This is a genomic window from Shewanella indica (assembly GCF_002836975.1).
Lineage (GTDB): Bacteria > Pseudomonadota > Gammaproteobacteria > Enterobacterales > Shewanellaceae > Shewanella > Shewanella indica.
On the sequence record NZ_NIJK01000006.1, the window covers coordinates 14,768 to 40,869 of the forward strand.

General features: G+C 52.2%; 20 protein-coding genes. 8 read left to right on the forward strand and 12 right to left on the reverse strand.

The annotated features are described in order from the left end of the window. The first annotated feature begins 23 nt into the window (after positions 1-23). Positions 24-1,661 carry an HAL/PAL/TAL family ammonia-lyase gene (locus tag CX650_RS01100; RefSeq protein ID WP_101094790.1) on the forward strand — a complete coding sequence of 546 codons (1,638 nt, stop codon included), beginning with the start codon at positions 24-26 and terminating at the stop codon, positions 1,659-1,661. Between the two features lie 44 nt (positions 1,662-1,705). Beyond that, positions 1,706-2,089 (forward strand): cytochrome c3 family protein, encoded by a 384-nt coding sequence (locus tag CX650_RS01105; protein ID WP_025010509.1) that lies wholly within the window; start codon positions 1,706-1,708, stop codon positions 2,087-2,089. A gap of 204 nt (positions 2,090-2,293) precedes the next feature. Here CX650_RS01105 and CX650_RS01110 read toward each other — a convergent pair whose 3' ends face one another. Further along, positions 2,294-3,580, reverse strand: coding sequence for an alpha/beta fold hydrolase (locus CX650_RS01110; protein WP_101094791.1), 1,287 nt, complete (start codon positions 3,578-3,580; stop codon positions 2,294-2,296). Between the two features lie 192 nt (positions 3,581-3,772). Between CX650_RS01110 and CX650_RS01115 the strand changes: the two genes are divergently transcribed. The 3 genes from CX650_RS01115 (at position 3,773) to CX650_RS01125 (ending at position 6,597) form a co-directional block, all read left to right on the forward strand. Beyond that, positions 3,773-4,420, forward strand: coding sequence for an MBL fold metallo-hydrolase (locus CX650_RS01115; protein ID WP_028781082.1), 648 nt, complete (start codon positions 3,773-3,775; stop codon positions 4,418-4,420). 201 nt (positions 4,421-4,621) lie between these two features. Beyond that, positions 4,622-5,125 carry a DUF1097 domain-containing protein gene (locus CX650_RS01120; RefSeq protein WP_101094792.1) on the forward strand — a complete coding sequence of 168 codons (504 nt, stop codon included), beginning with the start codon at positions 4,622-4,624 and terminating at the stop codon, positions 5,123-5,125. 56 nt (positions 5,126-5,181) lie between these two features. Then, positions 5,182-6,597 (forward strand): methyl-accepting chemotaxis protein, encoded by a 1,416-nt coding sequence (locus tag CX650_RS01125; RefSeq protein WP_101094793.1) that lies wholly within the window; start codon positions 5,182-5,184, stop codon positions 6,595-6,597. A 172-nt stretch (positions 6,598-6,769) separates the two neighbouring features. Here the strand turns inward: CX650_RS01125 and xthA are convergent, their stop codons facing one another. From xthA to ackA, 6 genes are all read right to left on the reverse strand, one after another. After that, positions 6,770-7,576: an exodeoxyribonuclease III gene (xthA, locus tag CX650_RS01130; protein WP_025011773.1), complete on the reverse strand. Its 807-nt coding sequence runs from the start codon at positions 7,574-7,576 to the stop codon at positions 6,770-6,772. Next, positions 7,576-7,875: a YciI family protein gene (locus CX650_RS01135; RefSeq protein ID WP_025011774.1), complete on the reverse strand. Its 300-nt coding sequence runs from the start codon at positions 7,873-7,875 to the stop codon at positions 7,576-7,578. The genes xthA and CX650_RS01135 overlap by 1 nt, the downstream gene beginning before the upstream one ends. Then, on the reverse strand, positions 7,875-8,420 hold the full coding sequence (locus CX650_RS01140) for a septation protein A (RefSeq protein WP_039032799.1): 546 nt from the start codon (positions 8,418-8,420) through the stop codon (positions 7,875-7,877). The genes CX650_RS01135 and CX650_RS01140 overlap by 1 nt, the downstream gene beginning before the upstream one ends. Before the next feature lie 95 nt (positions 8,421-8,515). Beyond that, the gene (locus CX650_RS01145; protein WP_101094794.1) at positions 8,516-8,956 is read right to left on the reverse strand and encodes a hypothetical protein; all 441 of its coding nucleotides are present in this window, start codon (positions 8,954-8,956) and stop codon (positions 8,516-8,518) included. A 510-nt stretch (positions 8,957-9,466) separates the two neighbouring features. Further along, complete coding sequence (pta, locus tag CX650_RS01150) at positions 9,467-11,608, reverse strand: phosphate acetyltransferase (RefSeq protein WP_039032801.1); 2,142 nt, start codon at positions 11,606-11,608, stop codon at positions 9,467-9,469. Between the two features lie 93 nt (positions 11,609-11,701). Then, positions 11,702-12,901 carry an acetate kinase gene (gene ackA / locus CX650_RS01155; protein WP_025011777.1) on the reverse strand — a complete coding sequence of 400 codons (1,200 nt, stop codon included), beginning with the start codon at positions 12,899-12,901 and terminating at the stop codon, positions 11,702-11,704. 158 nt (positions 12,902-13,059) lie between these two features. Between ackA and yfbV the strand changes: the two genes are divergently transcribed. Continuing rightward, entirely contained in the window at positions 13,060-13,503 is a 444-nt protein-coding gene (gene yfbV, locus CX650_RS01160) for a terminus macrodomain insulation protein YfbV (RefSeq protein ID WP_028779375.1), read from the forward strand. A gap of 1 nt (position 13,504) precedes the next feature. On the opposite strand, the gene pflA is transcribed toward yfbV, so the two are convergent. The 3 genes from pflA to focA are packed head-to-tail and all read right to left on the reverse strand — an operon-like array spanning position 13,505 to position 17,496. Further along, complete coding sequence (pflA, locus tag CX650_RS01165) at positions 13,505-14,245, reverse strand: pyruvate formate lyase 1-activating protein (RefSeq protein WP_025011778.1); 741 nt, start codon at positions 14,243-14,245, stop codon at positions 13,505-13,507. A 57-nt stretch (positions 14,246-14,302) separates the two neighbouring features. Further along, positions 14,303-16,585: a formate C-acetyltransferase gene (gene pflB / locus CX650_RS01170; protein ID WP_028779374.1), complete on the reverse strand. Its 2,283-nt coding sequence runs from the start codon at positions 16,583-16,585 to the stop codon at positions 14,303-14,305. 29 nt (positions 16,586-16,614) lie between these two features. Continuing rightward, complete coding sequence (gene focA / locus CX650_RS01175; protein ID WP_025889524.1) at positions 16,615-17,496, reverse strand: formate transporter FocA; 882 nt, start codon at positions 17,494-17,496, stop codon at positions 16,615-16,617. Positions 17,497-18,438: 942 nt separating this feature from the next. Between focA and CX650_RS01180 the strand changes: the two genes are divergently transcribed. Together CX650_RS01180 and panF are read left to right on the forward strand one after the other, a co-directional pair. Continuing rightward, the gene (locus CX650_RS01180) at positions 18,439-18,651 is read left to right on the forward strand and encodes a YhdT family protein (protein ID WP_039032805.1); all 213 of its coding nucleotides are present in this window, start codon (positions 18,439-18,441) and stop codon (positions 18,649-18,651) included. After that, entirely contained in the window at positions 18,648-20,096 is a 1,449-nt protein-coding gene (gene panF / locus CX650_RS01185) for a sodium/pantothenate symporter (protein ID WP_101094795.1), read from the forward strand. The genes CX650_RS01180 and panF overlap by 4 nt, the downstream gene beginning before the upstream one ends. 82 nt (positions 20,097-20,178) lie before the next feature. On the opposite strand, the gene CX650_RS01190 is transcribed toward panF, so the two are convergent. Further along, on the reverse strand, positions 20,179-22,827 hold the full coding sequence (locus tag CX650_RS01190; protein WP_101094796.1) for a TonB-dependent receptor plug domain-containing protein: 2,649 nt from the start codon (positions 22,825-22,827) through the stop codon (positions 20,179-20,181). A 304-nt stretch (positions 22,828-23,131) separates the two neighbouring features. Then, the gene (locus tag CX650_RS01195; RefSeq protein WP_039032808.1) at positions 23,132-26,026 is read right to left on the reverse strand and encodes a TonB-dependent receptor domain-containing protein; all 2,895 of its coding nucleotides are present in this window, start codon (positions 26,024-26,026) and stop codon (positions 23,132-23,134) included. Positions 26,027-26,102: the final 76 nt, after the last annotated feature.

The following is a 26,102-nucleotide window of genomic DNA, read 5'->3' on the forward strand; positions in this document are numbered from 1 at the left end:
ATTCAATAATAAGGAGTAAGATGATGAACAAATCTCTAATGCTGGCGTCGCTGACGCTGGGCCTGATGTCAGGCAGTGCTCTGGCAATGGAACAAGTGGTTCTGGATGGCAAGCATATGACTCAGGATCAAGCCTGGGCCATTGCCGATGGCGCCAAAGTCAAAGTAGCCTCTCAGGCCCGTACCAAACTGGTTAAGGCGCACGAGCTGTTGATGGAAGCTGCGCGTCTGGGTAAGCCGGTTTATGGTCTGACTGTAGGTGTGGGCTTGAACAAAGACCACAAGCTGTTTGATGCCAATGGTAAACTGAGTGCCGCTGTTATGGATGCTTCCCGCAGCTTCAACTACAGCACATTGCGCGCTCACAGTGCCGGTGTTGGCGAGCCAATGCCTGTACGTCTGACCCGTGTGGCTCTGGCCGTGCGTCTGAACACCATTTTGGCCGGTCAAACCGGGGTTCAGCCTGTGGTTGCTGACCTTTATGAAGCTTACCTGAACAAGGGTATTACTCCAGTGATCCCTTCACAGGGTACTGTGGGTGAAGCCGACATCCTGCTGGCCTCTCACGTCGGTCTGGCGATGATTGGTGAGTGGGAAGTGTTCTACAAGGGCAAGCGTGTCAGCAGCCGTGAAGCCATGGCCGATGCCGGAGTTCCTTTGCTGGAGCCTATGGGTAAAGATGCTCTGTCCATCCTGTCCAACAACGCAGTGGCTGTAGCCTATGCGATGAAGGGCTATCAGGATGCCAAGCACCTGCTGGAAGTGTCTCCAACCGTATTCGGTCTGAGCCTTGAAGGTTTGAATGGTAACGTGGCACCTTTCCTGCCACAAACCAATGATATCCGTCCTTTCCCTTATATTCAGGCAACCACCAAGGATATTCTGGCGCAGCTGGATGGCAGCTATCTGTGGCAACTGAATGATGAGCGTCCGCTGCAGGATCCTCTGAGCTATCGCACCACAGCCTACACTCTGGCCAGTGCCAAGAAAGCCCTGGTGGATCTGGGCGAAGTGATCGACATTCAGATCAACCACTCAGATGATAACCCAGCCGTAGTACTGGGCGCATCCAAGGACTACAGCCAGTTCCCTCAGGTAGCCAAATACATGGTTGAAGGCAAGGGTGGTGTGTTCCCAACCACCAACTTCGAGCCTCTGCCTGTTGCCCTGGCGGTACAGAACCTGAGCACTGCCCTGACTCACGTGTCTCACAACAGTGTAATGCGCACTATCCACCTGTCTGATGCCCACTTTACCCGTCTGAGCCGCTTCCTGGCCGGTCCGGAAAACAATGGTCATGCTTTCGGTGCTATCCAGAAAGCCTTCGTTGACATGCAGGTGCGTAACAAGCAATTGGCTAGCCCGGTTTCATTCGATGGTATCCAAATTGCCGGTAACATCGAAGACACTTTCACCAACCTGAAACTGGCTTCTGACAACCTGATCCAGATTGTTGACAACACCAACACCATCTATGGTCTGGAGCTGTTGCACTCTACTCAAGCTATCGATCTGCGCAAGATGCACGACAAGAGCCTGAAGCAGGGTAAAGCCACAGGTGCCATGTATGAAGGTTATCGTCAGAAAGTGCCTTTCGTAAGCAAAGATCGTCCTTTCACTCCTGACATTCAGGCGTCACACGACTTTATTGCCAACTACTGATAGAAGAGCGGGGCAGGCAACTGCCCCGCAACAGGAAGCCCAAGATGTTGAAGATGATATCCACTGTTCTTGTAGCCTGCGCCTTGTTGCTGCCTGGAGCGGCCAACGCCATGAAGATCAAGGACTACCACAAAGAAGTCATGACGGCTGAAAATGGTCGTGTCGATTGCGCCGCCTGCCATGGTGATGCCAAGCGCAAGACCATTCCCGATGCGACAGCCTGTGAAGCCTGCCACGGCACTCCTGAAGATGTTGCCAAGCAGACAGCACGTCCGGCCAACGCCGGTCATGATGTTGAACCCAACCCCCATGACAGCCTGCACTATGGCACGGACTTGCCATGTACTTACTGCCATCAGGAGCACAAAGAGAGCAAGGTTTATTGCAATCAGTGCCATGAGTTCACTTATCCAGCAATGAAGCGCTAAGTCGGCGGTTCGAGTCTCCCTGTATTCTTTGGATTGGACCCAGTCCGTTATTTCCACCGCAGCCTTGGCTGCGGTTTTTTTTGGATAAAAAAAGGTCTGCCAAAAGGGCAGACCGGGACGACACCGAAACAAGCGTTTAAGCAAAGCGTCAATGGATGTGGAACCAAGTTCAGTGTGCGCTTTTAAAATTAACCCAAACTGAATTCACCTGAGCGCCTGGCCGCGATTGAGCGCAATCAGCTTATCGAGGATCCGCTCACCATCCATGCGTATGCCATTGTGCTCATATTCAGAGGTCAACCAATACTTGAGGTTGCCGACTCTGGCGGCGGTTTCCAGGCTGTAGGCCTGCTCGACATACATGTCTTCGCTGTAGATGGCAGCGGCGACAGGTACCCGGTTATTGGCGAGAATGTTCGGGTCATAGAGTGAAGGCCAATCGGCTTTGGCGGCCAGCAATTCGGCGCAGGCTTTCAGCGGCTTGAGGTTGGCAAACTGTTCGAACATCCAGGGGTAAATCATCTCACCGCTGAAAAGCAGCTCTTCGGCGTCCGGGGCAAAAGCCGGATATTCGCCCCGCACCCTGTGGGCGGCCCAGTTTGCGGCTTGCTGCTGGCAGTAGATGGACTCATGCATGATGGCAAACAGTGGGTTAGTATTGTAATCCAGCATTTGACAGAACTGCGCCTCAAACAAGGGGTTGAGCGCCTTGCCACTTGGGGTATCTATCAAGGCTTGCTCCAGCAGATAGTAGACCGCCTCCGGCCCCTGCTCCATACCTAAGTTAACCCCCAAAAGTTGCAGCATTTCCTGGGTCAGCCGCTCTCCTGTGGCCAGGCGCGCCTCATGGCTATTGATAAAGCCTCTGAGCTCGGCCAATAGGGCTTTGGCATCTTTGAAGCGGGCAAAGAAATCCTGGTTTTTGGCCAGCAGGCGTTGATAAGTTGCCCGGTAAACCTCGGTAGCGGGGCGCTCAAGGGAAGGGATACCGCCGGTAATAAAGGCTTCCTTGAGCCCTTGCGGCGCGGCGCTCAGGTATCTGAGTACGCAAAAGCCACCGAAACTCTGACCGAGAATGCTCCAGGGAGTATCAGGGCTCAGTTGCACCCGAATCGCCTCGGCATCGCGGATGATGTTGTCGGCGCGGAAATGGCTCAGGTGCTCAGCCTGCTCGTCAGGCGTCATGCCGTCCAGCGTCTTGAAGCTGACCGGACTTGAAAGACCAGTACCACGCTGATCCAGCAAGAGTACCCTATACTCCTTGAGCGCTCTTTTAATCCAGCCGCCATTGGCAAGGGGGCGGGCGGCACCAAAGCCCGGGCCACCCTGAAAGAACACCAGGAGTGGCAGGGTCGCGGCGTTATCCTGGGTGCCGATAAGCTCCCTGGCAAAAATTTGCAGTTGTTCCCCGGTGGGATGCTGATAATCCAGAGGCAGAGAGAAGAAGTGTTTGCGGCTCAGGATGCCAGCAAGACGGCTGTCTGTTATCATGTAGGGCCTTGGGCTTGACAGTGGATGGCTCAAAATTGTATACAAAAATCCCTGCGCTGCAAACCGGCGCCAGAAAAGCTGCCTATCTGGCGCTTTCCTGCCCGGGATCAATTTTTCTGTTGCAGGGTTGATGGATCATGCACCGAGACGATCTATCGATCATGGAACGATAACAGCCTGCGAGTGTGTGTAATGAAATACCAGATCATCCCAGTGACCCCTTTCCAGCAGAATTGCAGCCTCATCTGGTGTGAGAAGAGTGGCAAAGCCGCTGTGATAGATCCAGGTGGTAACCATGAGCGCATCATGGATGCCCTGGCGCAGCACGGCCTGCAGTTGCAATATATTCTTTTGACTCACGGCCACATAGATCATGTTGGTGCCGCCAAGGCTTTGGCCACCGAATGTGACGTGCAGATTATTGGCCCGCATATCGACGATAAATTTTGGCTGGAGAACCTGCCACGCCAAAGCCAGAACTTTGGTTTCCCGGCCTGCGCCGCCTTCGAGGCAGACCGTTATCTGGAAGATGGTGAAGAGGTTATCTTGGGCGAGCAGGCATTGCAGGTGTTTCACTGTCCGGGGCATACACCCGGGCATGTGATCTTCTTTGACCGCGAAGAGAACCTGGCCTGGGTGGGAGATGTCCTTTTCCGTGGCTCTATAGGCCGTACTGACTTTCCCGGCTCCAACTATCAGCAGCTGATTGACTCCATTCGTTACAAACTCTGGCCTTTGGGCGAGCAGGTCAATTTCATTCCCGGCCACGGCCCTATGTCGAGCTTTGGTGAAGAAAGGCGTAATAACCCCTTTGTTGCCGATCAGCTACTGGCCGATTGAGGCATTCCAGTCGCAACAGACCCGGGCATGCCCGGGTTTTTATTTGGCTAAAATTCACTCCATTATTGTTTTTTTACTACCAAACGTTTGCAAAGTGAGCCGGATATCGGCATTAATAAGCCCTTTTTTGGTGTGGATCCGGTTTTTGTTATCAAAATCGGGGTAATTTAACCAATGTTTACATATTGTGGAGATACTCCTATGCAACAGCGTTGGCATGCAGCAATATCTGCCGGTCTCTTGGCCACTGTCTGGTGTGGGGTTGCCGACACCTTTGGGCTGATCACCTGGATAGGGTTTCTAGGATGCAGTACTTTCTTTGCTCAAGGACGCAGTGGTTTTGCCGGTCTGCTTCAGGCCTGGTGCACCAATACATCGGGAGTATTCTGGGCTTGGCTTATCATCAGTGGTAGTAGCTTCTTTGTCTCGCCGCTATTTGGCTGGATCTTCACAGGTATAGCCACCAGTGCCATGTGCCTGCAGGCCTGTTTCGGTAAACTTAACTTTATTCCCGGTGCCTTTATTGGTTGTTGCATCACCTTTGCCATGTCGGCGGATATTACAGCTATTATGCCGCCGCTGCTGATTGGCGCCGTATTCGGTTATGCCATGAGTCGCTTGACCGACCTCATGGGCTATTGCCAAACCAGTCGCAGTCGTCAAACTCAAACAAAACCTCTGCCGGTCGAAAGGGCGGTGGAGTAATAGATTATATTGCCAGGATCCTGTCCCGGCTTTTAGCTTCGCGCTGAGGAGCACTGATGAAGCAGATCCAGTTTAGAAAAGTTGATGCCATGCTGATTAAGTTCAGTCTCAACGGTAAATTCTGGCTTGTGTGTTCGCTGGTTAGCGCCATAACCGTCGCTATCGCACTGGCTAACTGGTGGCAGTTGGATGCCAGTGTAACCCAGGGCGCTGAGGCGCGTTTACAAGCCAAAGCCGAGACCCTGCTCCAGTTGGCGCCCAAGCAGGGGCGCGATCTTTGGCTACAGCAGCAAGGTCTTAGCCGTAATGAACCGCGCGCTGAGATCAAAGTTATGCTCAGTAGCCATGATGGTAACTACTGGCTCGGTGACAGCTTAACACTGCAAGAGCAAGAGATGCTCAGCAGGGCGAACTGGTTGCTGCTGTGGGCCTTTGTCGGGCTGTTGCCGCTGTTTCAACTCAGCTATTGGATCTCCACCTCTCTCGGCGGCGGACTCTGGGATATGTATATGGCGATCAAACGCCTGGCTGACGGCGATTTGAGCTTTAGGCTCAATTTCTTCGGTACAGATGATTTTAGCCTGATAGCCCGCGAGATTGACCGCTGCGCCGATAACATGAGCGAAATGGTCACCGCCATCAGCAGTAATGCTGAAACCTTGTCGATGGCGGCTTCCGAATTTGCCGAGCAAGCCGCTGCCGGTGATGAGATGGGCAAAATTCAGTGGCAGTTTCTCGATACTGTGGCCACGGCGATGGAGCAGATGAGCAATGCCATTACCGAAGTGTCCCACAACGCCGCCGAAACATCTTCCCAGACCCGGGACAATGCCTCTCAGATGGGCCTGGGTGCCAGACATATAGCAGAAACGGTTGCCAGCATAGGTGAGTTGTCGAGCCGGATTGCCGAGGCGTTCTCTTCGGTATCGCAACTGTCGCGGGAGGCTACCGAGATTGGCGCTGTGGTGACCACTATTGATGGCATTTCCGAGCAGACCAATCTGCTGGCGCTCAATGCCGCTATTGAGGCGGCCAGAGCCGGTGAACAGGGGCGTGGCTTTGCCGTGGTTGCCGACGAGGTGCGGACCCTGGCGGGACGAACCCAGGAAGCGACAGTGGAAATTCAACGTATGATAGAGGGTTTACAGGCGGGCAGCCGCAATTTGTCTCAACTGACTGAGGCGATAGTGTCGCAGGCCGATGAAAGCCGCCAGGCGATCATTCAGGTGGGTACGGATGTTGAGGGGATGCGTGGCTCAGTGGATGCGGTATTTGATCGCAGCAGCCAAATCGCAGCCTCGGCCGAAGAGCAAAGCGTGTCGGCCCGGGAGATCAGCTCGCAGCTTGGCGATATCCGCAGCCACTCGGATCAGATGCGCCAGGCCAGCGAAAGGGCGATAGAGCTGAGTCAAAAACTGGCCCAGGCTTCAGCCTCTCTGACCCGGCTGTTGGCACAATATAAAACCAGTTAAACGGGTAGACAGTAGCGCCATAAAAAAACGCCGGCACCATCAGATGTCGGCGTTTTGCGTTATAGCGTTTCCTGAGCTTTGTTTTTTGCCTCAAGCGCGCCGCTCGCTGTGGTCAGCATCAGCATCAGCATCAGTATCAGTATCAGCAGCGCCATCAGCGCTCACAACCAGGTCAGCGAAAACAGCTCCAGATAGGCGCGTGATCCGAGGGCTTGTCGATGCCGCGAAGCGCGTAATCTACATCGGCCTCACTCAAGCGGCTTGCCAGCGACTCGGTTGCCAGGATCACATCGATACGCAGGCCGCGGTTATCATCAAAGCCACGGCTGCGATAATCAAACCAGGAGTAGCGTTCGCTGCGCTGCGGGTGCAACTGGCGGAAGGTATCCACCAAACCCCAGTCCAGCAGGGTTTGCAACCATTCACGCTCTTCCGGCTGGAAGCTGCATTTACCCGTCTTCAGCCAACGTTTGGCATTGGCGTCGCCGATGCCGATATCCAGATCCAGCGGCGAGATATTGATATCTCCTATGATGGCAATATCCTGATCCGGGCTGAATGAGTTTTGCAGATACTGCATCAGATCGGCATAAAACTTACGCTTGGCCGGGTACTTGGTTTCGTGATTGATATTCTCCCCCTGGGGGAAGTAGCCGTTGATCACTGTCAGTACACGGCCGTTGTCCTGGATGAACTTGCCGGCGATAAGCCGGCGCTGGGCATCTTCATCGTCGGTGGGAAAGCCTTTTTGAACCTCAATGGGGGCCTGTTTGGATAACAGAGCCACACCATAGTGGGCCTTGCCACCGTGGAAATGTACCTGATAACCCATGGCTTCCACTTCGGCCAGAGGGAAGGCCTCGTCGTGCACCTTGGTTTCCTGCAGCCCTATGATGTCCGGTTGGTGGCTGTCTATCAACTGTTGCAGCTGATGCAGACGGGCTCTCAATCCGTTGATGTTGAAGGAAACGATTTTCATCAGGGCAGCACTCGTTTGAAGGGTTTAACGATAACACTCAGATAAACGCCGGCGGCAACATAAGGATCGGCATTGGCCCAGGCCTGGGCGGCTTCCAGCGATTCAAACTCGGCCACCACCAAAGAGCCGCTGAATCCTGCGTCCCCCGGGTTTTCACTGTCCACGGCGGGATGTGGGCCGGCCAGCATCAATCGTCCTTCATCGGCCAGCAGTTGCAGGCGTTGCAGATGGGCCGGACGAGCGGCAAGACGTTTTTCCAGGCTGTTTTCAACATCTTGGGATGAGATCATATACCACATTATTTGAGTTCCTTGCGTTGCTCTTCGGGGATGTGTTTAAAGAGATAAACCACGGTTGCTATGGTGTTCAGCAGCGTCACTGCGGTCAGGCCAAAGACCTTGAAGTTGACCCAGGTTTCCTGACTCAGACTGAAGGCGACATAGATATTGATAATGCCGCAGACAATAAAGAAACTGACCCAGTACCAGGTGACTTGGGCCCATATCTTGTCGGCGACCTTGAGTTCTTGCCCCAGCATGCCCTTGAGTACAGGCTTATTCAGCAATTGGCTGACACCCAGACCCAAGGCGAACAGGGCATAGACTATGGTGACTTTCCATTTGATAAAGGTATCGTCGTGAAACACCAGAGTCAGGGTGCCGAATACGGCCACCATGGCAAAGGTGATGAGATGCATTTTCTCAAGTTTGCGGTACAAGAGATAGGTCACCACGAGTTGCAGCGCCGTTGCGGCTATCAGGGCGCCACTGGCGACATAGATATCGTAAAACTTATAAACGGCGAAGAAGATGACCAGCGGCAGGAAATCCAGCAGTTGTTTCATAGTAATCAGACTGAGTGAAAATTGCCTGTGAGTTTAGCACGGCGGGCTTTGAGGGATAAACCTCTTCGGCCCTTGCGTGGGTCAGTGCACAATTATTACAGGGAACCTGAGTTGATCTTGCCGGTCTCCGGGATAATTTCCACTATCACCCAGGCCCGGCCCCGTTTATGCAGGCGAATGGTTCTGTCATCGACCCAGGGACGACCACCTTTACGACCGGTAAATTTGACCACGACAGTCACGTCATCGGTGAATTTGCGAAAGAAGTCGATATCTATCTCCTCAATCTCCAGGGTGACATCTGTCATCTGTAGATTGAGCATATGGCGCTGCACAGAGGCGGCGATATAGTAACTTTTCAGCACCTCCTTCATAGGGTCGTCGACATACAGGCTCGCCTTCTCGACATCCTTATCTACGTAGATGGCCTGAAAGAATCCCAGGGCGACTTGCTCTGGGGTATCTATGGTGGCTTGACTCGGGTCATCATTGCAGCCAAATAGGCCGAGCAGACAAAGAAAAAGCAGATATTTCATAGTGTTGACCCTGGTGATTGGTGCCAAACAGTATCGTTTTTTTTAGCATTTATCGCAAGCCGCTGCCTCGGGCTTGACGGGATCGGCGATCCTGTGGCATATAGAAAGGGTAGTATAAAGATTCTTATCCACAGAATCTGTGGACAAGTGTGTTGAAGACTCGATAGATACTTCCTAAGCGATTGATATCGTCGTTAAATTGTCGCTGGTCAATTTTTGACGCTTGGCGTTTTCCCCTATCAATTTCTTCCCTGATTACTTATTTCTGACTTAATCATCCCTGGCGTAAATGATCCTTTGCGTCGAATTTGTACAGCATTTGCTGATAAAAGCCGCAGTCAGTCCATAATACCGTTTAAATAACAAAATCAAACTGCTGAAGCGGATAGGGTGTGGTTACCGGATATCAAATACTTCTTTCTGACTGTCAGAGTGGCATTCCCCGGAGAGCCGCGATGAACCAAAAAAAGCGCCTGCAGTAGCAGACGCTTTTGAATTGGCTATAGGCCGTTAATCGTTCTGGGTGGCCTGAATGGCGGTCAGGGCGATGGTGTAAACAATATCATCCACCAGGGCGCCGCGGGACAGATCGTTCACCGGCTTACGCATACCTTGCAGCATAGGACCTATGCTGATCAGATCGGCGCTTCGTTGAACGGCCTTATAAGTGGTGTTACCCGTGTTGAGATCCGGGAACACAAACACAGTCGCCTTACCGGCAACCGGGCTGTCCGGCGCCTTGGAGCGAGCCACGTTGGGCATTACCGCAGCGTCGTATTGCAGTGGGCCGTCAATCACCAGATCCGGACGCTTCTCTTTGGCAATCCGGGTGGCTTCACGCACCTTATCCACATCCGAGCCTGTACCTGAGTCACCGGTAGAATAGCTGATCATCGCCACTCTGGGCTCAATGCCGAAGGCTTTGGCCGACTCGGCCGATTGGATGGCGATATCGGCCAACTGCTCGGCATTGGGATCCGGGTTGATGGCGCAGTCACCATATACCAGCACTTGATCCGGCATCAGCATGAAGAAGATGGAAGAGACCAGACTGGAGCCTGGCGCTGTCTTAATCAGCTGTAGTGGCGGACGAATGGTGTTGGCTGTGGTGTTGACCGCACCGGAAACGATACCATCCACTTCATTCTGGGCCAGCATCATGGTGCCCAGCACCATGTTGTCTTCCAACTGTTCACGGGCAACTACTTCGGTCAGGCCCTTGTGACGGCGAAGATCCAGCATAGGTTCGACATAGCGATCACGCACTTCATCGGGATCGATAATCTCGACACCTTCTCCCAGAATAACGTCCTGCTGGGCTGCGATACGCAGAATTTCATCGCGTTTGCCAAGCAGTACGCAGCGGGCAATGCCACGCTCGGCGCAGATGGCGGCGGCTTTGATGGTGCGCGGCTCATCGCCTTCAGGCAGTACCACTGTCTTGTGCGCTGCGCGGGCCAGCTCGGTAAGCTTGTAGCGGAAAGCCGGTGGCGACAGGCGGTGCTCGCGAGGCGAGTTTTCGGTGACGCTTTCTATCCAGCTCTGATCGATATGACCGGCAACGTATTCCTGTACCAGTTCAATACGCACTGCATCGTCCACAGGGACTTCGTGGTCAAAGCGTTGAATATTGAGTGAGGTCTGCCAGGTATTGGTGTCGATAAGGAACACAGGCAGGCCGGTTTCAAAAGCTTGTTCACACAAAGCCATGATCTCGGGCTCAGGTTCATAACCGCCGCTCAGCAGCAAGGCACCAATTTTGACGCCGTTCATCGCCGCCAGACAGGCTGAAACGATAACGTCGGAGCGATCGCCAGAGGTGACCAGCAGCGAGTCTGTCTTGATGTGCTGCACCATGTTGGGAATCGAGCGGGCACAGAAGGTTACCTTGCGCAGACGGCGAGTGTTCATCTCACCGGCATTGATGATGCGGGCGCGCAGGTGCTTGGCTAAATCAGAAGCCCTGGGGGACACCAGATCCAGGTTATAAGGCACGCTGCCGAGGATCCTCAGTGGACTCTTGCCCGGCAACTGGAACATACCGGCAGTATCGCTGCGCTGAACACCCTGATGGTCGAATACTTCAGACAGATCCGGACGGGCACGGCCTTCGTCGTCCACCGGCGCACCAATCTTGTTGATGATGGCACCGATAAGACGTTTGTTCTTGTTGCCACCCCAGGAATTAAAGGCGATTTCGAGGCGGTTCATCAGTCCGGTCGGGCTGTCGTTGCCTGGGGTTGCCACAAAGATCACATCGGCGTCGAGCGCCTTGGCAATGGCATAATTGACATCATCGGCAAACGGATGGCTACGGGTGTGCACCAGGCCTTCGATGATCAGGGTTTCAGTGTTGTCGGCAATTTCACTGGCGCGGGCGATGATTTGCTCCATCAGCACATCTGTCTGGTCGGCACGGATCAGCGCTTCGGCGTGGATCATCTCAAACGGTTCAAGCGGGTTGACCGTAGGGGATTTGCTGAGGATGGTGGTTGAACGCTCAGGGCCGTGGTCCTGCGGGCGCAACTGGGAAATGGGTTTAAAGAATTGCACTTTAACGCCGTGGCGTTCCAATGCGCGAACCATCCCCAGGCTGATAGACGTCAGGCCGACGCCTGTGCCTATGGGGATCAACATAATGTTACGGGACATAAAAACCTCTTCGGAGTCGATGGTTTTCCGGTGAATCTTGTAAAGTCAAAAACATGAAAGCCGCCAGGTTAACCAGGCGGCTGATTGGTCATATTATTCTTCTATCAAACTAATAGCGTCTTCGGCGATGACCCACTCTTCATTGGTGGGAATGACCATGGCCAGAGTGCCTTCATCTTTAGTGATAATTCCGCCATTGCCGAAGCGGGCGGCCAGGTTGCGTTCATCATCGACCTGGAAGTTGAAGATGGACAGTAGTTCCAGCACTTTCTTGCGGATAATGTCGGAGTTTTCACCTATGCCGCCGGTAAAGACCACGGCATCCAGACGGCCCAATGGCACAGTGTAGGAGGCGATGTATTTTGCCAGACGATAGCAGAAGATTTCCAGTGCCAGTGTCGCACCTTTGTGACCTTCGGCATATCCTTCTTCGATACCACGGCAATCATTGGTCAGTTCGCTGATCCCCAAAAGGCCACTTTGCTTGTTCAGCAGGTTGTTGACCTCTTCCAGGGTGTAGCCCAACTGGTGTACCAGATGATAGATGATGGAGGGGTCGATATCGCCGCAGCGGGTTCCCATCACCAAGCCTTCCAGTGGTGTCAGCCCCATGGAGGTATCCATGCTCTTGCCACCTTTAACTGCCGTAACCGAAGCGCCGTTGCCCAGGTGAGCACAGATCACATTGGTATCAGCCAGCTCTTTACCCAGCACCTTGGCCGCTTCGCGGCTGACAAACAGATGGCTGGTGCCGTGCATACCGTAACGACGAATGCCGTGTTCACGATAAAGCTTATAGGGCAAGGCGTAGACAAAGGCGTGCTCAGGCATACTCTGGTGGAAGGCGGTGTCAAACACGGCAACCTGAGGCAGGCTTGGGAACGAGGCCATGGCAGCACGAATACCTATCAGGTGCGCCGGGTTGTGCAGCGGTGCCAGTGAGGCACAGTCTTCGATACCTTTAATCACCTGATCGTCAATGATAACCGAGCGGGTGAATTTTTCGCCGCCGTGCACGATACGGTGACCCACCGCCAGGATCTGTGACGCCAGTTCAGGCAGGGGAGCCAAAATCTGGTTTACAATAAACTCCACGGCTTCACGGTGCGCGGTAAATGCGCCCAGTGCGGCTTCATGCTTTTCGCCATTGTGTTTCCATTTGATGCGGGAGTTTTCCAGACCAAAGCACTCGGCCAGACCTGAGATCTGATCATCGCCCGTGAGTGCATCCATGACTGCAAATTTCAAAGAAGAGCTGCCGCAATTTAGAACCAATACCAGTTTTTTAGACATGTTAAAAACCTTTCGCCGTTTTTAATTAATGAGTTACGGGTGAACTGGACTCGCCTGTAACCTGTTTCACTGTGTTCCTGCCGTCAAGCCGTTGTTGGGGCCGAATAGGGAACTGTGCTAAGGTAAAAGCAATATTATGCTTGTTTCAGGTGCCTTGATTGAGCCTTAACTTTCTCAAAACCGTGAGGGAAGGTCATCGTTATATGAAGACCTGGCCCATGGTCAGACAACTGGGTTTCTTTTTTCCTGAGTTTCGCGTTATTCGTGCCACTCAGTTGGCGTTGCAGTTGATGCCTGTGTTGGCCATGCTATCGGCTGCCGCGCCACTCTATTTCTATGGTTGGGACTATCTTCCCCAGGCCATAGCTATCTTTCTGTTCTTTCTCAGCCTGCCTTTGCAGGGCTATCTGTGGCTGGGTTGGCGTGCTCGCCATCCCTTGCCGCTGTCCTTGCTCGATTGGGGAAATCAACTCAATGCCAAGCTTTCCGGGCTTGGGGTGAGCAGTCGCCCTTTAGGGGCCAAGGCCTGCTATATGGATATGGCGCAGATCCTTAAATTGGCCTTTGAACGTCTCGATGCCGGATTTTGGGAAGAGCTCTGAATCAGTAACCGGCATTGATCCCTTTCTGGATAAATATAGCCTTTATTCGCTCCATGGTTTCGCGATCCGGCGGCGACACGCCGTCGAGTTCATAGTGTTCACCCATGGCTTCCCACTTGTGTTTGCCCAGTTCGTGGTAGGGCAGTAACTCCACTTTTTCCACATTGGTCATTGGCTTGATAAATTCAGCCAGTTTTTCGGCCGAGGCTTCATCGTCTGTATAGCCGCCGACAACCACGTAACGGATCCAGGTTTTCTGGCCTCGTTTTGCCAGATATTCGGCAAACTGCAATGTTCGCTGGTTGCTGACCTTGGTGAGATCTATGTGCTTGGCATCATCCATCTGTTTGATGTCCAGCAGTACCAGATCAGTGTTGTCCAGCAACTGGTCGATCACCTCTGTGTATTTACGGACAAAGCCGTTGGTGTCCAAACAGGTGTGAATGCCTTCGGCCTTGCAGGCCTTGAATAGCTCGGCAACGAATTCAGCCTGTAACACAGCTTCACCACCGCTGGCGGTCACGCCACCACAGCTGGCTTCCAAAAAAGGTCGGTAGCTGACTATCTGTTCCATCAGCTCCGCGACCGTAACTTCCTTGCCGCCATCCAGATCCCAGGTGTCGCGGTTGTGACAGTATTTACAGCGCATCAGGCAACCCTGCATAAAGGCGATAAAGCGAATGCCGGGACCATCTACTGTGCCAAAGGATTCCACCGAGTGGATCCGTCCTTTTACTGTCATGTGCTCTCCTTGGAATGGCTGCAGCGGCGGCCGCTGCAGCCCGGTTTCAAACGCGGATTACAGTGCTTTGGTGAAAGTACGGGTAATCACGTCTTGCTGTTGCTCAGGGGTCAGTGAGTTGAAGCGCACTGCATAGCCTGAAACACGTATGGTCAGCTGTGGATACTTGTCAGGGTTGACGACAGCATCTTCCAGCATTTCACGGTTCATCACGTTGACGTTCAGGTGCTGACCACCTTCATGGCCTGGCTTGTGGGAGAAGTATCCATCCATCAGCGCGGCCAGGTTGGTGCGGCGGGCATCTTCATCTTTACCCAGTGCATTGGGCACAATGGAGAAGGTGTAAGAGATACCGTCCTGAGCGTGAGCGAAGGGCAGCTTGGCCACTGAGGTCAGTGAAGCGATAGCGCCTTTCTCGTCACGGCCGTGCATTGGGTTGGCACCCGGGGCAAATGGTGCACCGGCGCGGCGACCATCCGGAGTGTTACCTGTCTTCTTACCATACACCACGTTGGAAGTAATGGTCAGGATTGACTGGGTTGGGATGGCGTTGCGGTACATCTTCTTGTCACGAATTTTGGCCATAAAGCCTTCAACCAGCATACAGGCGATGTCGTCAACACGGGCGTCGTTGTTACCGAACTTGGGATAATCACCCTCGATTTCGAAGTCTACGGCAATACCGTTTTCATCGCGAACCGGTTTCACCTTGGCATACTTGATGGCAGACAGTGAGTCGGCAGCAATAGACAGACCGGCGATACCACAGGCCATGGTGCGACGTACGTCTCTGTCGTGCAGCGCCATCAGCGCGGCTTCGTAAGAGTACTTGTCGTGCATGTAGTGGATGGTGTTCAACGCAGTGACATACTGAGTTGCCAACCAGTCCATCAGGCCATCGAGACGGCTCATGACGTCATCATAGTTGAGCACTTCGTCTGTGATAGGATCTGCCTTGGGAGCAACCTGAATTTTCAGCTTTTCATCCACACCACCGTTGATGGCGTACAGCATGGTCTTGGCCAGGTTGGCACGGGCACCAAAGAACTGCATGTGCTTGCCCACAACCATGGGGCTCACGCAGCAGGCGATGGCGTAGTCATCGGACTCGAAGTCAGGGCGCATCAGGTCATCGTTTTCATACTGGATGGAGCTGGTGTCGATAGACACTTTGGCGCAGTATTTTTTGAATGGCTGAGGCAGCTGCTCGGACCAAAGCACAGTGATGTTTGGCTCTGGGCTTGGACCCATGTTGTATAGGGTGTGCAGGAAGCGGAAGCTGGTCTTGCTCACCAGTGGACGACCGTCCAGACCCATACCACCGATAGATTCGGTAGCCCAGATTGGGTCGCCGGAGAACAGCTCATCGTATTCAGGGGTACGCAGGAAGCGCACCATACGCAGTTTCATCACGAAATGGTCGATCATTTCCTGAGCCTGCTCTTCGGTGAGCACGCCATTTTTCAGATCGCGTTCGATATAAACGTCGATGAAGGTTGAAGTACGGCCCAGAGACATGGCAGCGCCGTTTTGGCTCTTCACCGCGGCCAGATAGCCGAAGTAGGTCCACTGGATGGCTTCTTTGGCATTCTTGGCAGGGCCGGAGATGTCATAACCGTATTTGGCTGCCATCTTCTTCATCTTGCCCAGCGCTCTGTGCTGCTCGGCAATCTCTTCACGCAACTGGATAACGTTGCTCAGATCTTCACCGGCTTCCATCTGAGCCTGCAGTGAAGTGAACTGGGCAACCTTGTCCTTCATCAGGTAGTCGATACCGTAGAGGGCTACGCGACGGTAGTCACCAATGATACGGCCACGACCGTAGGCATCGGGCAAACCTGTCAGTACACCTGACTTGCGGCAAGCGAGAATTTCCGGAGTGTAAACATCGAACACACCCTGGTTATGGGTCTTACGCAGTTCGGAGTAGACATATTTGATTTCAGGATCCAGCTCGCGATCATAGGCGGCGCAGGAGCCTTCAACCATGCGGATACCACCGTTGGGCAGCATGGCGCGTTTGAGTGGCGCATCAGTCTGCAAACCAACAATGGTTTCCAGTTCCTGATTGATGTAGCCGGCATCATGGGAATCTATGGTAGAGACTTTGTCTGTATCAAAGTCGACCGGAGCGTGGGTGCGGTTTTCCTGCTTGATGCCTTCCATGACTTTGTCCCACAGGGCTGTGGTCGCAGTGGTGGGGCCAGCCAGGAAAGACTCATCACCTTCATAGGGGGTGTAGTTCTTCTGGATAAAGTCACGTACATTGACTTCGGTCTTCCAATCGCCGGGAACAAAGCCTTCCCATGCGCTTGCAAACAGCTCAGTTTTCTCGGTCATAGTACTCATACCTTCTAGTTGAGATAAAGTTACTTGCTGGCCTCGCTGCCTTGCTTGGCCAGCAAGGGACGGCGATACACAAACCAGTAAGTCAACCCTACAAATAAAGCTCCCCCCACGATATTACCCAGAGTGACGGGAACCAGATTATGGAACACGAATTGGCTCCATGTGAGATCGGCAAACTGCTCGGGGCTGACCCCGGCGCTTGTCCAGAATTCAGTGCCGGCCATATTTTTGCTGATAATGGCCATGGGAATAAGGAACATGTTGGCGATACAGTGCTCAAAACCTGCGGCGACAAACATGGCAACCGGCAACACCACGGCCAGCAGTTTGTCAGTGACCGAGCGACCGGCATAGGCCATCCATACCGCCAGACACACCATGATGTTACACATGATCCCGAGGGCGATGGCCTGGAAAAAGTCATGGTGCAGTTTGGCCTGAGCGGTCTTCATGTAACCAAGGCCTATCAAACCGTGGCCGGCATCATAGTGTTTGGCGGTGATCATCAGGCCTACCAGTAGCATGGCGCCGATAAAGTTGCCCAGATAGACCAGCCCCCAGTTGCGCAGTAAGGCCTTGGTGGTGACCCGTTTGCTGGCTCTGGCAGTAATGGTTAATACAGTAGAGGTGAAGAGTTCGCCGCCCAGTACCACCACCAACATCAGGCCCAGGCTGAAGCACAGGCCGCCGATGAGTTTGTTGAGACCGTAGGGAAGGGCGCTGCCGCCGGCAGTGGCGACGACATAGAAGATAAACGCGAGGCCAATAAACACCCCCGCAGTCATGGCCAGCAACAAGGTCGATTGGGTATCACGGCCGATTTTTACGACGGCCGCATCCTCGACCTTCTGCGCAGTATTGGCAGGGGTTGATGCATCAAATGGGCTAGGACTGTTGTTCATAGTTGCCTTCTTTCGCTCATTTGGTGGCTGGCCACCGGTTTAGGTTATAAAGTTCATTTATCGCTTATTCTATAGTGATGGCTTGCGAGCCATCGAGTTCATCAACTATAAGCAAGCTGTAATTAAATTACGTGATTTAGATCAATTTAACCGCTGATTAATCTAAATTATGAAATTAAACTACGTTTTGCTACTCTTTTTTGTCTAAATTTTCCTTGAAATAATTCACCGAAATTCGAGTTGTCTTCCAGTGTCATCTACCAAGGTTTGTGCTTTTAATTGGTTTTTGGTCCAAGTATAAGCTTGTAACACGTTATAAAAGTCCAGTCTGTGCTCTTGCTCGCGGTGAATGGCTGCAAACAGAAATGTTGGCCTTTCCCGTGTAGTCGCAATCCTCGCCTTCTTTGACTTACAGAGCCTTGATGAGGTTTTAGTGACCTCTGGGGAACTGTGTAAAGAATCGCCTCACATGTATTGAACCTTAAAATTGGTCTTACCAATTTACCATAAAAATATTAACACAGAGCCGTGCTGTCGGCATCTGATATCGGCCTTTACCCATAGGGAAAAGCTAAATTTTGCGAGCAGGTTAACAATTGTATGTCATTGCGTCGACGCGGGGGGGAGCTGGCGCCAGTTTATTTCAGCAAAGGCTTATGCCTGTGGCCTCACAAACCCATATCAAAACTTGATTCGGGTCTTGATTTTTGGGCTGTTGTGACCCGCCTGGGAGCAGGCTCAGGGCTGTGAGTCCTGTCATGGTTCATTAGGCATGCAGTCAAAAAGTTAACGGAATATCATCAGGTAACCGGGTGGTAACTTTATCCAACAACCAAAGCGTAACTTGCGTCATGCCTTGGCACTCGAGGGAAGAGTTGATTAGAATCAAGGCTTTCTTTTGCTGTCACGCTCCATTTCAAGGAGCTATCCAAGGAGGCCGTTATGCCATCCATGGCACGTCTGGCCATCATACTTACCCTGATTTATGCCCTGTTTTGGGCTCTTGGGCCCTTGTTGACCGATATAGGGATCTGGGGAGCACAAGCTGATTATTACGGCCTGCCTTTGTGGTTTTGGCTGTCCTGTATTCTGACTCCATTATGTTTCATTCTGGGGCTCTTCTACCTGTTTGGCCGGGGAGGGCATAAAGAGTGACCACCCTTATCCCCGTATTGGTTTATCTGTTGCTCAGCCTGGTGTTGACCCGCTTTATTGCCGCCAGACAAGACAAGGCCAGCCTCTATCAGGATAAGGCGGCGCGCTTTTTTATCGGTGGCCGTTTTCTCAATGGCCCCATGTTGGCCTTGACGCTGGTGGCCACCTATACCAGCGCCAGCTCTTTTATCGGTGGTCCGGGCGCCGCTTACAAGATAGGTTTGGGCTGGGTATGGCTTGCCTTGATCCAGGTGCCGGTTGCCATGCTGACCCTGGGAGTGTTGGGGCCGAAAATTCTCGCGGCCAAGGCGCCTTACGCCACTTTGATTGAGTGGTTGGATGCTCGCTTTGAGCATAAAGGAGTCAGCATGTTGGCGCTGGGCTCCTTGGTGCTTGGATTTGTCGCCATGATTACGGTGCAGTTTATCGGTGGCGCCAGGTTGTTTGCCGGCGTCAGCGGTATCGACTACAGCTTGGGGCTGGCTCTGTTTGTGGTGACTGTGCTGGCTTACACCCTGAGCGGAGGTTTTCGGGCGGTGACCATCACTGATGCCTTTCAGGGGATAGTGATGCTGCTGGGGCTATTGCTGCTGTTTTTCACCCTGCTTGGCCATGGGGGGATGACAGAGTTGATGTCCAAGGTGGCCAGTGAAGACCCGGCATTGTTGCAACCCCACGGCAATGAAGGACAACTGGGCTGGCCCATGATGCTGTCGTTTTGGGTGCTTATCTGTTTTGGCACGCTTGGGTTGCCACATACTGTGGTGCGTTTGCTGGCGGTTAAAAATACCCAGGCGCTTAAGAAAGGTATTATTTGGGGCACCCTTATCAGTGTCTTGATGACACTGTTACCGCATCTCATTGGATTGATGGGGCGGGCGCTTTATCCCGATTTGCAGGTACCGGATGAGATCATGCCAACTTTGATCTCCGGACTGTTTTCGCCACTTTTGGCCGGGGTGCTGCTGGCGGCGCCCATTGCCGCCGTGATGTCGTCGGTGGACTCTATGTTGCTGCAGGCGGCGGTCAGTCTGGTGCGGGATGCCTGGGTTAAAGTCAGGCCACAAACCTCGGCGCAAAGCCAGCTGCGTTTGAGTCGCATTGCCATGTTGATGATTGCTGCGCTCGCCTGCTACTGGGCGCTGGAGCCTCCGGCCATGATAGTCTGGCTCAATCTGGCGGCTTTCGGTGCGCTGCAGGCGGTGTTTCTCTGGCCAATTTTAGCGGCGGTATTCTGGCCTTCATTGACTGGCAACGCCGTATTTGCCGCGATGATTTCCGGATTGCTGAGCTATGGAATGCTGCAATGGCAGGCCTTGCCTTTACCATTTCATATTCACCCTGTGGTCCCGGCCTTGCTGGTTTCACTCTTGGCCATGTTGGGCTGCCATGCATGCTTGTCTGCGCGAGCGGTTTTGGCGGTAGCGCCGAATAAGGCAGAGTAAAGAGCTATGCTTGATTGTTGAGTAAGGGATGAAACAAAAAAAGCGCAGTCATTGACTGCGCTTTTGGCTATTAAAGCGCTTATCAGAAACGGATCTGATAACCCGCGTAGACTACGCGGCCGATAATGTTGTGGGTATCGGCGTCATAACCTGGGTAGGACAGCTCATAGTTAACCGTAGGCATGGCATCGAACAGGTTACGGGCACCGACCGTGACTTTACCGAACTGGTCAAAGTCATAGTTCATGGCCAGATCCCAAGTGGTGAAGGAACCAAAGTCCTGCTTGTCGATGTTGGCAGCTTGCTGCTGTGGTGTTTCACCGGCATAGGAGTCGATGTACTTGGCGATCAGCGAGGCGCTGAAGGCATCGTACTCATAGCTAAAGGTGGAGTTGAAACGCAGTTCAGGATATCCCTTGGTACCCAGCACGTCGTAACGTGGATCGACCGGACTGGCTTGCTCTGTGTACTCCAGTGCATAGGTGCCGTCTAGGGCAAATTTCAGACTGCCGTAGTTACCCAGCTCGAAGCGCGAGCTGAAAGAGACGTCCAGACCCGAGGTTTGCACCCCGTCCATGTTGATGTAACCGGCGCCAATCTCTTCAATCTTGCCGTCGGTATCACGCTTCACATAGACATATTTAGGATCGTAGGCACCGAGACCTGTAGTGGCTTCCAGATCCAGGATAGTCTGGGCACCGACATAGCTGACCTGGTTGCTGATCTCAATGTTGTAGTAGTCCACAACCAGAGAGATATCATCTGTGATGTTCCACACAGCACCGAAGGCATACTGATCAGACTCTTCAGGTTTCAGCTCCGGATTACCTGAGCTCTTGCGCAGATACTGAGTTGACTCACACACATCGGCGCCTTCGCGTTGGTCAGGCGGTAGCATCTGACAACCTTTGGTGTCGATCACTCGGTCATAACTGGTAGCAGCTTCGCCCAGCAGATCATCCAGTGACGGAGCACGGAAGCCCTGGCCGTAAGAGGCGCGCAGGACCAGGTTATCCAACAACTGGTAACGCAGGTTGATAGAGCTGGACAGCTGGCCTTCATCCGGCAGGCTGTATTGGTCATAACGGCTGGCCAGTTTAACGTTCAGATCGTCGGTGACCGGCAGTTCCAACTCAACGAAGGCAGCCTTGTAGTTACGCTCACCGGCGGAGTCGCCACCGTAAGTACCCAGTACTTTGCCGGCAGCTTGCTGCGCATCGCGGCGATCGCTGAATTCCATCTTCTGGTACTCGGCGCCCACAGCGTAACCTATGTCACCGCCTGGCAGGGCGATAGGTGCCAGGGCTGCCCAGGAAATGGCTGTTGCTGTGGTCTTGGAATCCGCCTGACGGGTGGCTGTGTGCAGGAAGCTGTCCAGGGTTGCCTGAGTGGCATTACCGCCCAGAACAAATGGGTTATAAAGCCCGGCATCGACGGCTTGCTGCAGGTTGTCTTCAAACACATAAGAGTCTGTGCTTATATCCACCTGTTGATCAGAGTACTGTACGTACCAGTTCAGTGAACCGGCATCCAGCTCCAGGTTCAGCCCTGTCACCACGTCAACAACATCGGATTTGAACGTCGTGCTGCGATCGGCCACGCCTGTCAGACGGTGGTAAGCCTGTACTTCAGTTGCACCGGCTGTGCCATAAGTTGGGTTCAGTGGGTTGTCGGCTGCGATAAATAGGTTAGGGGTCCACAGTGCGGTTGAAGAAGTGGTGGACTTGTCACGCATCACAATCGCCTGACCGAACCACTCCAGATTATCGGTGATCTTGTAAGTCAGGTTGCTGAACAAGGAGTCTTTGGTCTGATCCGGCAGGTAATCGGTACCATCAAACATGCTGTAGCCACAACGTGGACCATCTTTACTCTGAACGATTTGATCGGCGGGGCAGTCTTTACCTGGAATATAGTCACCAGTGTAGCTTGGCGTCTCAAAGGTTCCATCTTCTTTTTTGCCTGGGCGAGCAGCTACTGGGCGCCAGGTGCCTTCCGGTGCATACAGAGAACTGCGACCATAAGCTTTATCCCAGTTGGCAGTGAGATGTTCACGCTGGCCACCCTTGAGAGGATCAAACTTCTTATGCTCTATGATAACCAGACTGCTGCTCTTGTCGCTGGTGTTACCAAAGGTCATCGACGCCGACATTTCATCACGGCCACCCTGAGTCGGGTTGGCGAATTTCAGATCAAATCCGAGGCCATCATAATTCTTCTTCAGAATGATGTTGATTACACCGCCAATGGCATCGGAACCATAGATGGCTGATGCACCGTCACGAAGAATTTCAATACGCTCGATGGCGTCCATGGGGATTAGGTTAAGGTTGGTTGCATCGGCACCGAAGGTGGCTGATGGTGCAATCCGGCGGCCATTGATCAGGGTCAGGGTACGGTTTGAACCCAAGCCTCGCATGCCTGAGCTGGCGTGGTTACTGGCAGAGCTACCAGCGTCGCTGATAAAGCTGCCCGCCGTATTGTATGGCATTTGTGCCAGTACCGCAGAAACATCTGTCAGACCGGTTTTGGCTATGTCTTCAGAACTCATTACCGTCACCGGCAGTGCCGATTCCATGTCGGTACGCTTAATGCGCGAGCCGGTAACTTCGATGCGCTCCAGTTGTTGTTCGTTTTCGTTGGCTTGAACAGCGGGTAAGCTAAGAGAGGCTGCTGCAGCGCCGCCAAACAAGGCGAAGCGCACAGCTTTGCTGACACTGAGATTCATCATTTATATCCTTTTATGATATTTGTTTTATCTTTTTGTATTTATCAGGGCCGATAAAGAACAATTCGGCGACAAAATGTAACCATTAAGATACAAATAATACAAGTGGTTAAATGCTTATTGACTATCTTTTTGTTGTAATAAAGATGTAACCAAGTATTTTTAAATATTATTGATACAAAGGTTATTAAAATAAAACACACAAAGAAAACAATATTGCAACAATTGGTGGGGAATTAAGATGAGCAAATAATAAGCGGCGCGAATGCGCCGCTTATTTACAGGATTAAGTTCTGTTTAATCCAGTTTAGAAGGAATAGTTCAAACTAGTGTAGTAGAAGCGGCCGATGTTATCGTATGCAGCAGATCCTGCACTGGTTCCGGTTGAACCATAAGGCAAGTCCTTATCGAATAAGTTATCGATACCAAACTTGAGGGTTATGCCGGAATCAAATTGATAACCCAAAGCAACATCACTGATGAAGTAATCGTCGTACTGCATGTTGGAACTTGGGTTGGCATTAAGGGCCAGATCCTTATCTGTGTACAAGCTGACATCATTGACGAAACGGGTACGCCAGTAGCTGAGCCAGTTTTCATACTTGTAATTCAGAGTCAAGTTAGCCTGCCAATCGGCATATCCCAAAGTACCCGCCAACTCTTCATAATCACTGGGATCATCTTGGAAGGAGAAGTTACGACGTTTTATCAGGTGGGTCGCGATCAGGTTAGCACTGAAATCACCGCCGAGAATATCAGCCTTATAGGCCAGATCCAGATCCACCCCGGCTGCTTCCAGTGATGCCACGTTCAGCGCATGGCTTTGGATCAAGGTTATTTGGTGGGTTGAAGGATCGCGGGTGATCAAGTCACAGTACTGATTATTTATACCACTGGCCGAATCCAGGCATCGGTCAACTATGGTCTGTGCTCCGATGGAGCTGATGGCATCGTCGATCTTGATGTTCCAGTAATCGAGTGTCAAAGATAGACCTTCGATAAACTCAGGCTGGTAGATAAGCCCAACAGTGTAGCTGGTGGACTCTTCTGGCTTCAGTTCCCGGTTACCACTGCTCTTACCTTCTATCCTTTTGGCATCGTACTCATCATTGAAATCGGCAGGTACACCCATTGCAGCACAGTTCTTACGGCGGGTGGCTGAATCAGCCAATGTATTGAGGTTATCGATACGGCAGCTGTCTTTAACACTAAAGTATGTTTGACTCGGTGCACCAAACAGTTCGCTGATATTTGGAGCTCTGATGGCTTCGGCATAGGTACTGCGCATTCTCAGCTCATCGTTGATTTCCCAGCTTAGACCGGCTTTCCAGGTGGTCGCATTGCCTATGGTGCTGTAATCGGCGAACCGGACTGCCAGATCCATATCCAGCTGGCGGATCAGCGGTAAGTCGGCCAACAGCGGGATTGATACTTCCGCAAATACTTCCTTAACATCGAAATCACCTTTGTCTTCGCCCAAGGCATTAAAGAATGTACCTCCGGCATTCTCAGGCTCTTTAGTCTCACTTTCTTCTTTGCGGTACTCAACCCCGGTAGACAAGCCTACATAGCCCGCCGGTAATTCAAATAGCCCGGAATTGGTGATGGTGCCACCCAAAACAGTTTGCTTAATTACTGCATTGCCAACAGAAGTGGTATTGATATAGTCAATGGCTTCCTGGCTTGGATTACCGGCACCAAAAATGTTGACCGGTACACAACCTTCAGCGCGGGCGGTTTCGCTGCGACAGACTATGTTACCGTCGAGCATAACGGCATCGAGGGCATTTTGGTAGTTGGCATAGATCAGGTTGTTTTTGTTTACCCGCTCCAGATCTGTCTGACCATAGATGGCGTACAGATCATAGTCCCAATCGTCGGCCAAGACGCCTTCAAGGCCCAATACATAGCGCTGGGTTTCACGGGTGTCATCTTCTATACGTTGGCCCAGGTCAGCCATGAAACGGTTGATGACGATTGAATCCAGTGGTTGAGGAGTACCGTCCGCATTCTTGTTGTTCTTCATCAGAGCAACCAGGTTGGGATCCAGATAAGGGTTGTCAATCTTCACTGAGTTAAGCTTATTGCCAAAGAAGAAGGCCGGTTGGCTATAATTACTGGCCTGGCTGTTGACATATTTTGCCTCAAAGTAGAGGTTCATATCGTCATTCAACTGATAATTGCTTTTCAAGTTGAGGTTATAGCGTTTGAACTCGGGCTGCAGATCTTCAAACTGTCTCAAGTTGGTAAAGTCGCAGTCGACACAGTAGTTACCGTCGACTTTTGGGCCTATGTAAACATCACCTATGGTTCCGTCTGGATTGAAGGTTTTCCAACCATCCAAAAAGAAGGTACCGGCGTTGCTGATCCTGTAATGTCCACCGTTTGGCAGGAAATACTTGTCCGGGTCAGACGGATTGTTGGAGTCAATGTAATTACCGTTAGCATCCTTGGGTCTATCGGTATTTTTCAGACTGGTAAATGAGGTTCTGGTTTGATCACGATCGAAAGCTCTGAGTCTATCCTGAGCGCTGTATTCCGCAGCGAAGGCGATATTACCGCGACCATCATTAATATCTTTGCCGTAAGAAAGCGAAATTCTGTCTTTACCAAAGTTACTGTCATCAGCCCGACCTTTAATAGCCGAGATATCCAAGCCGACAATATCTTTTTTCAGAATAAAGTTAACCACACCAGTGACCGCATCGGCACCATAAATGGCAGATGCTCCGCCGGTAATGACTTCTACTTTTTCGACCCAGGCACTTGGAATCGTGTTGACGTCAACCGAAGAGCTTCCCGCTGAGCTGGCAACATGACGTTTGCCGTTTACCAGCACCAAGGTTCTGTCGGTACCCATGGTACGCAGATCCAACAGGTTGGCACCGGCAGTACCAATGTAACGCCCGGAGTTGGCAAGGGAATAAGTGTTACCCAGCGCAGGCAACTGGTTGAGGGCTTCACCTATGTTGGTCACACCGGTAGACAGGAGTTCTTCACCTGAGATTACAGTCACTGGCGTTGGCGCCACGGCACCTTCACGAATGATACGTGAGCCTGTGATAGAGATTCGCTCAACGGCTGAATTTGCCGTTTGTTGTTCTTGTTCTGCCGACAATGCTGGTGCGGAATAGGCTGCAGTTGCAACACCACCAATTAACGCAAAGCGCACCGCTTTGGCTAATTTAGAATTAACTTGCATTATATCTCCCTGATACTTATGTATGATTTTTTATTTTTACACCCGAATTAATTAATAGATGTTTACGGATGTATCA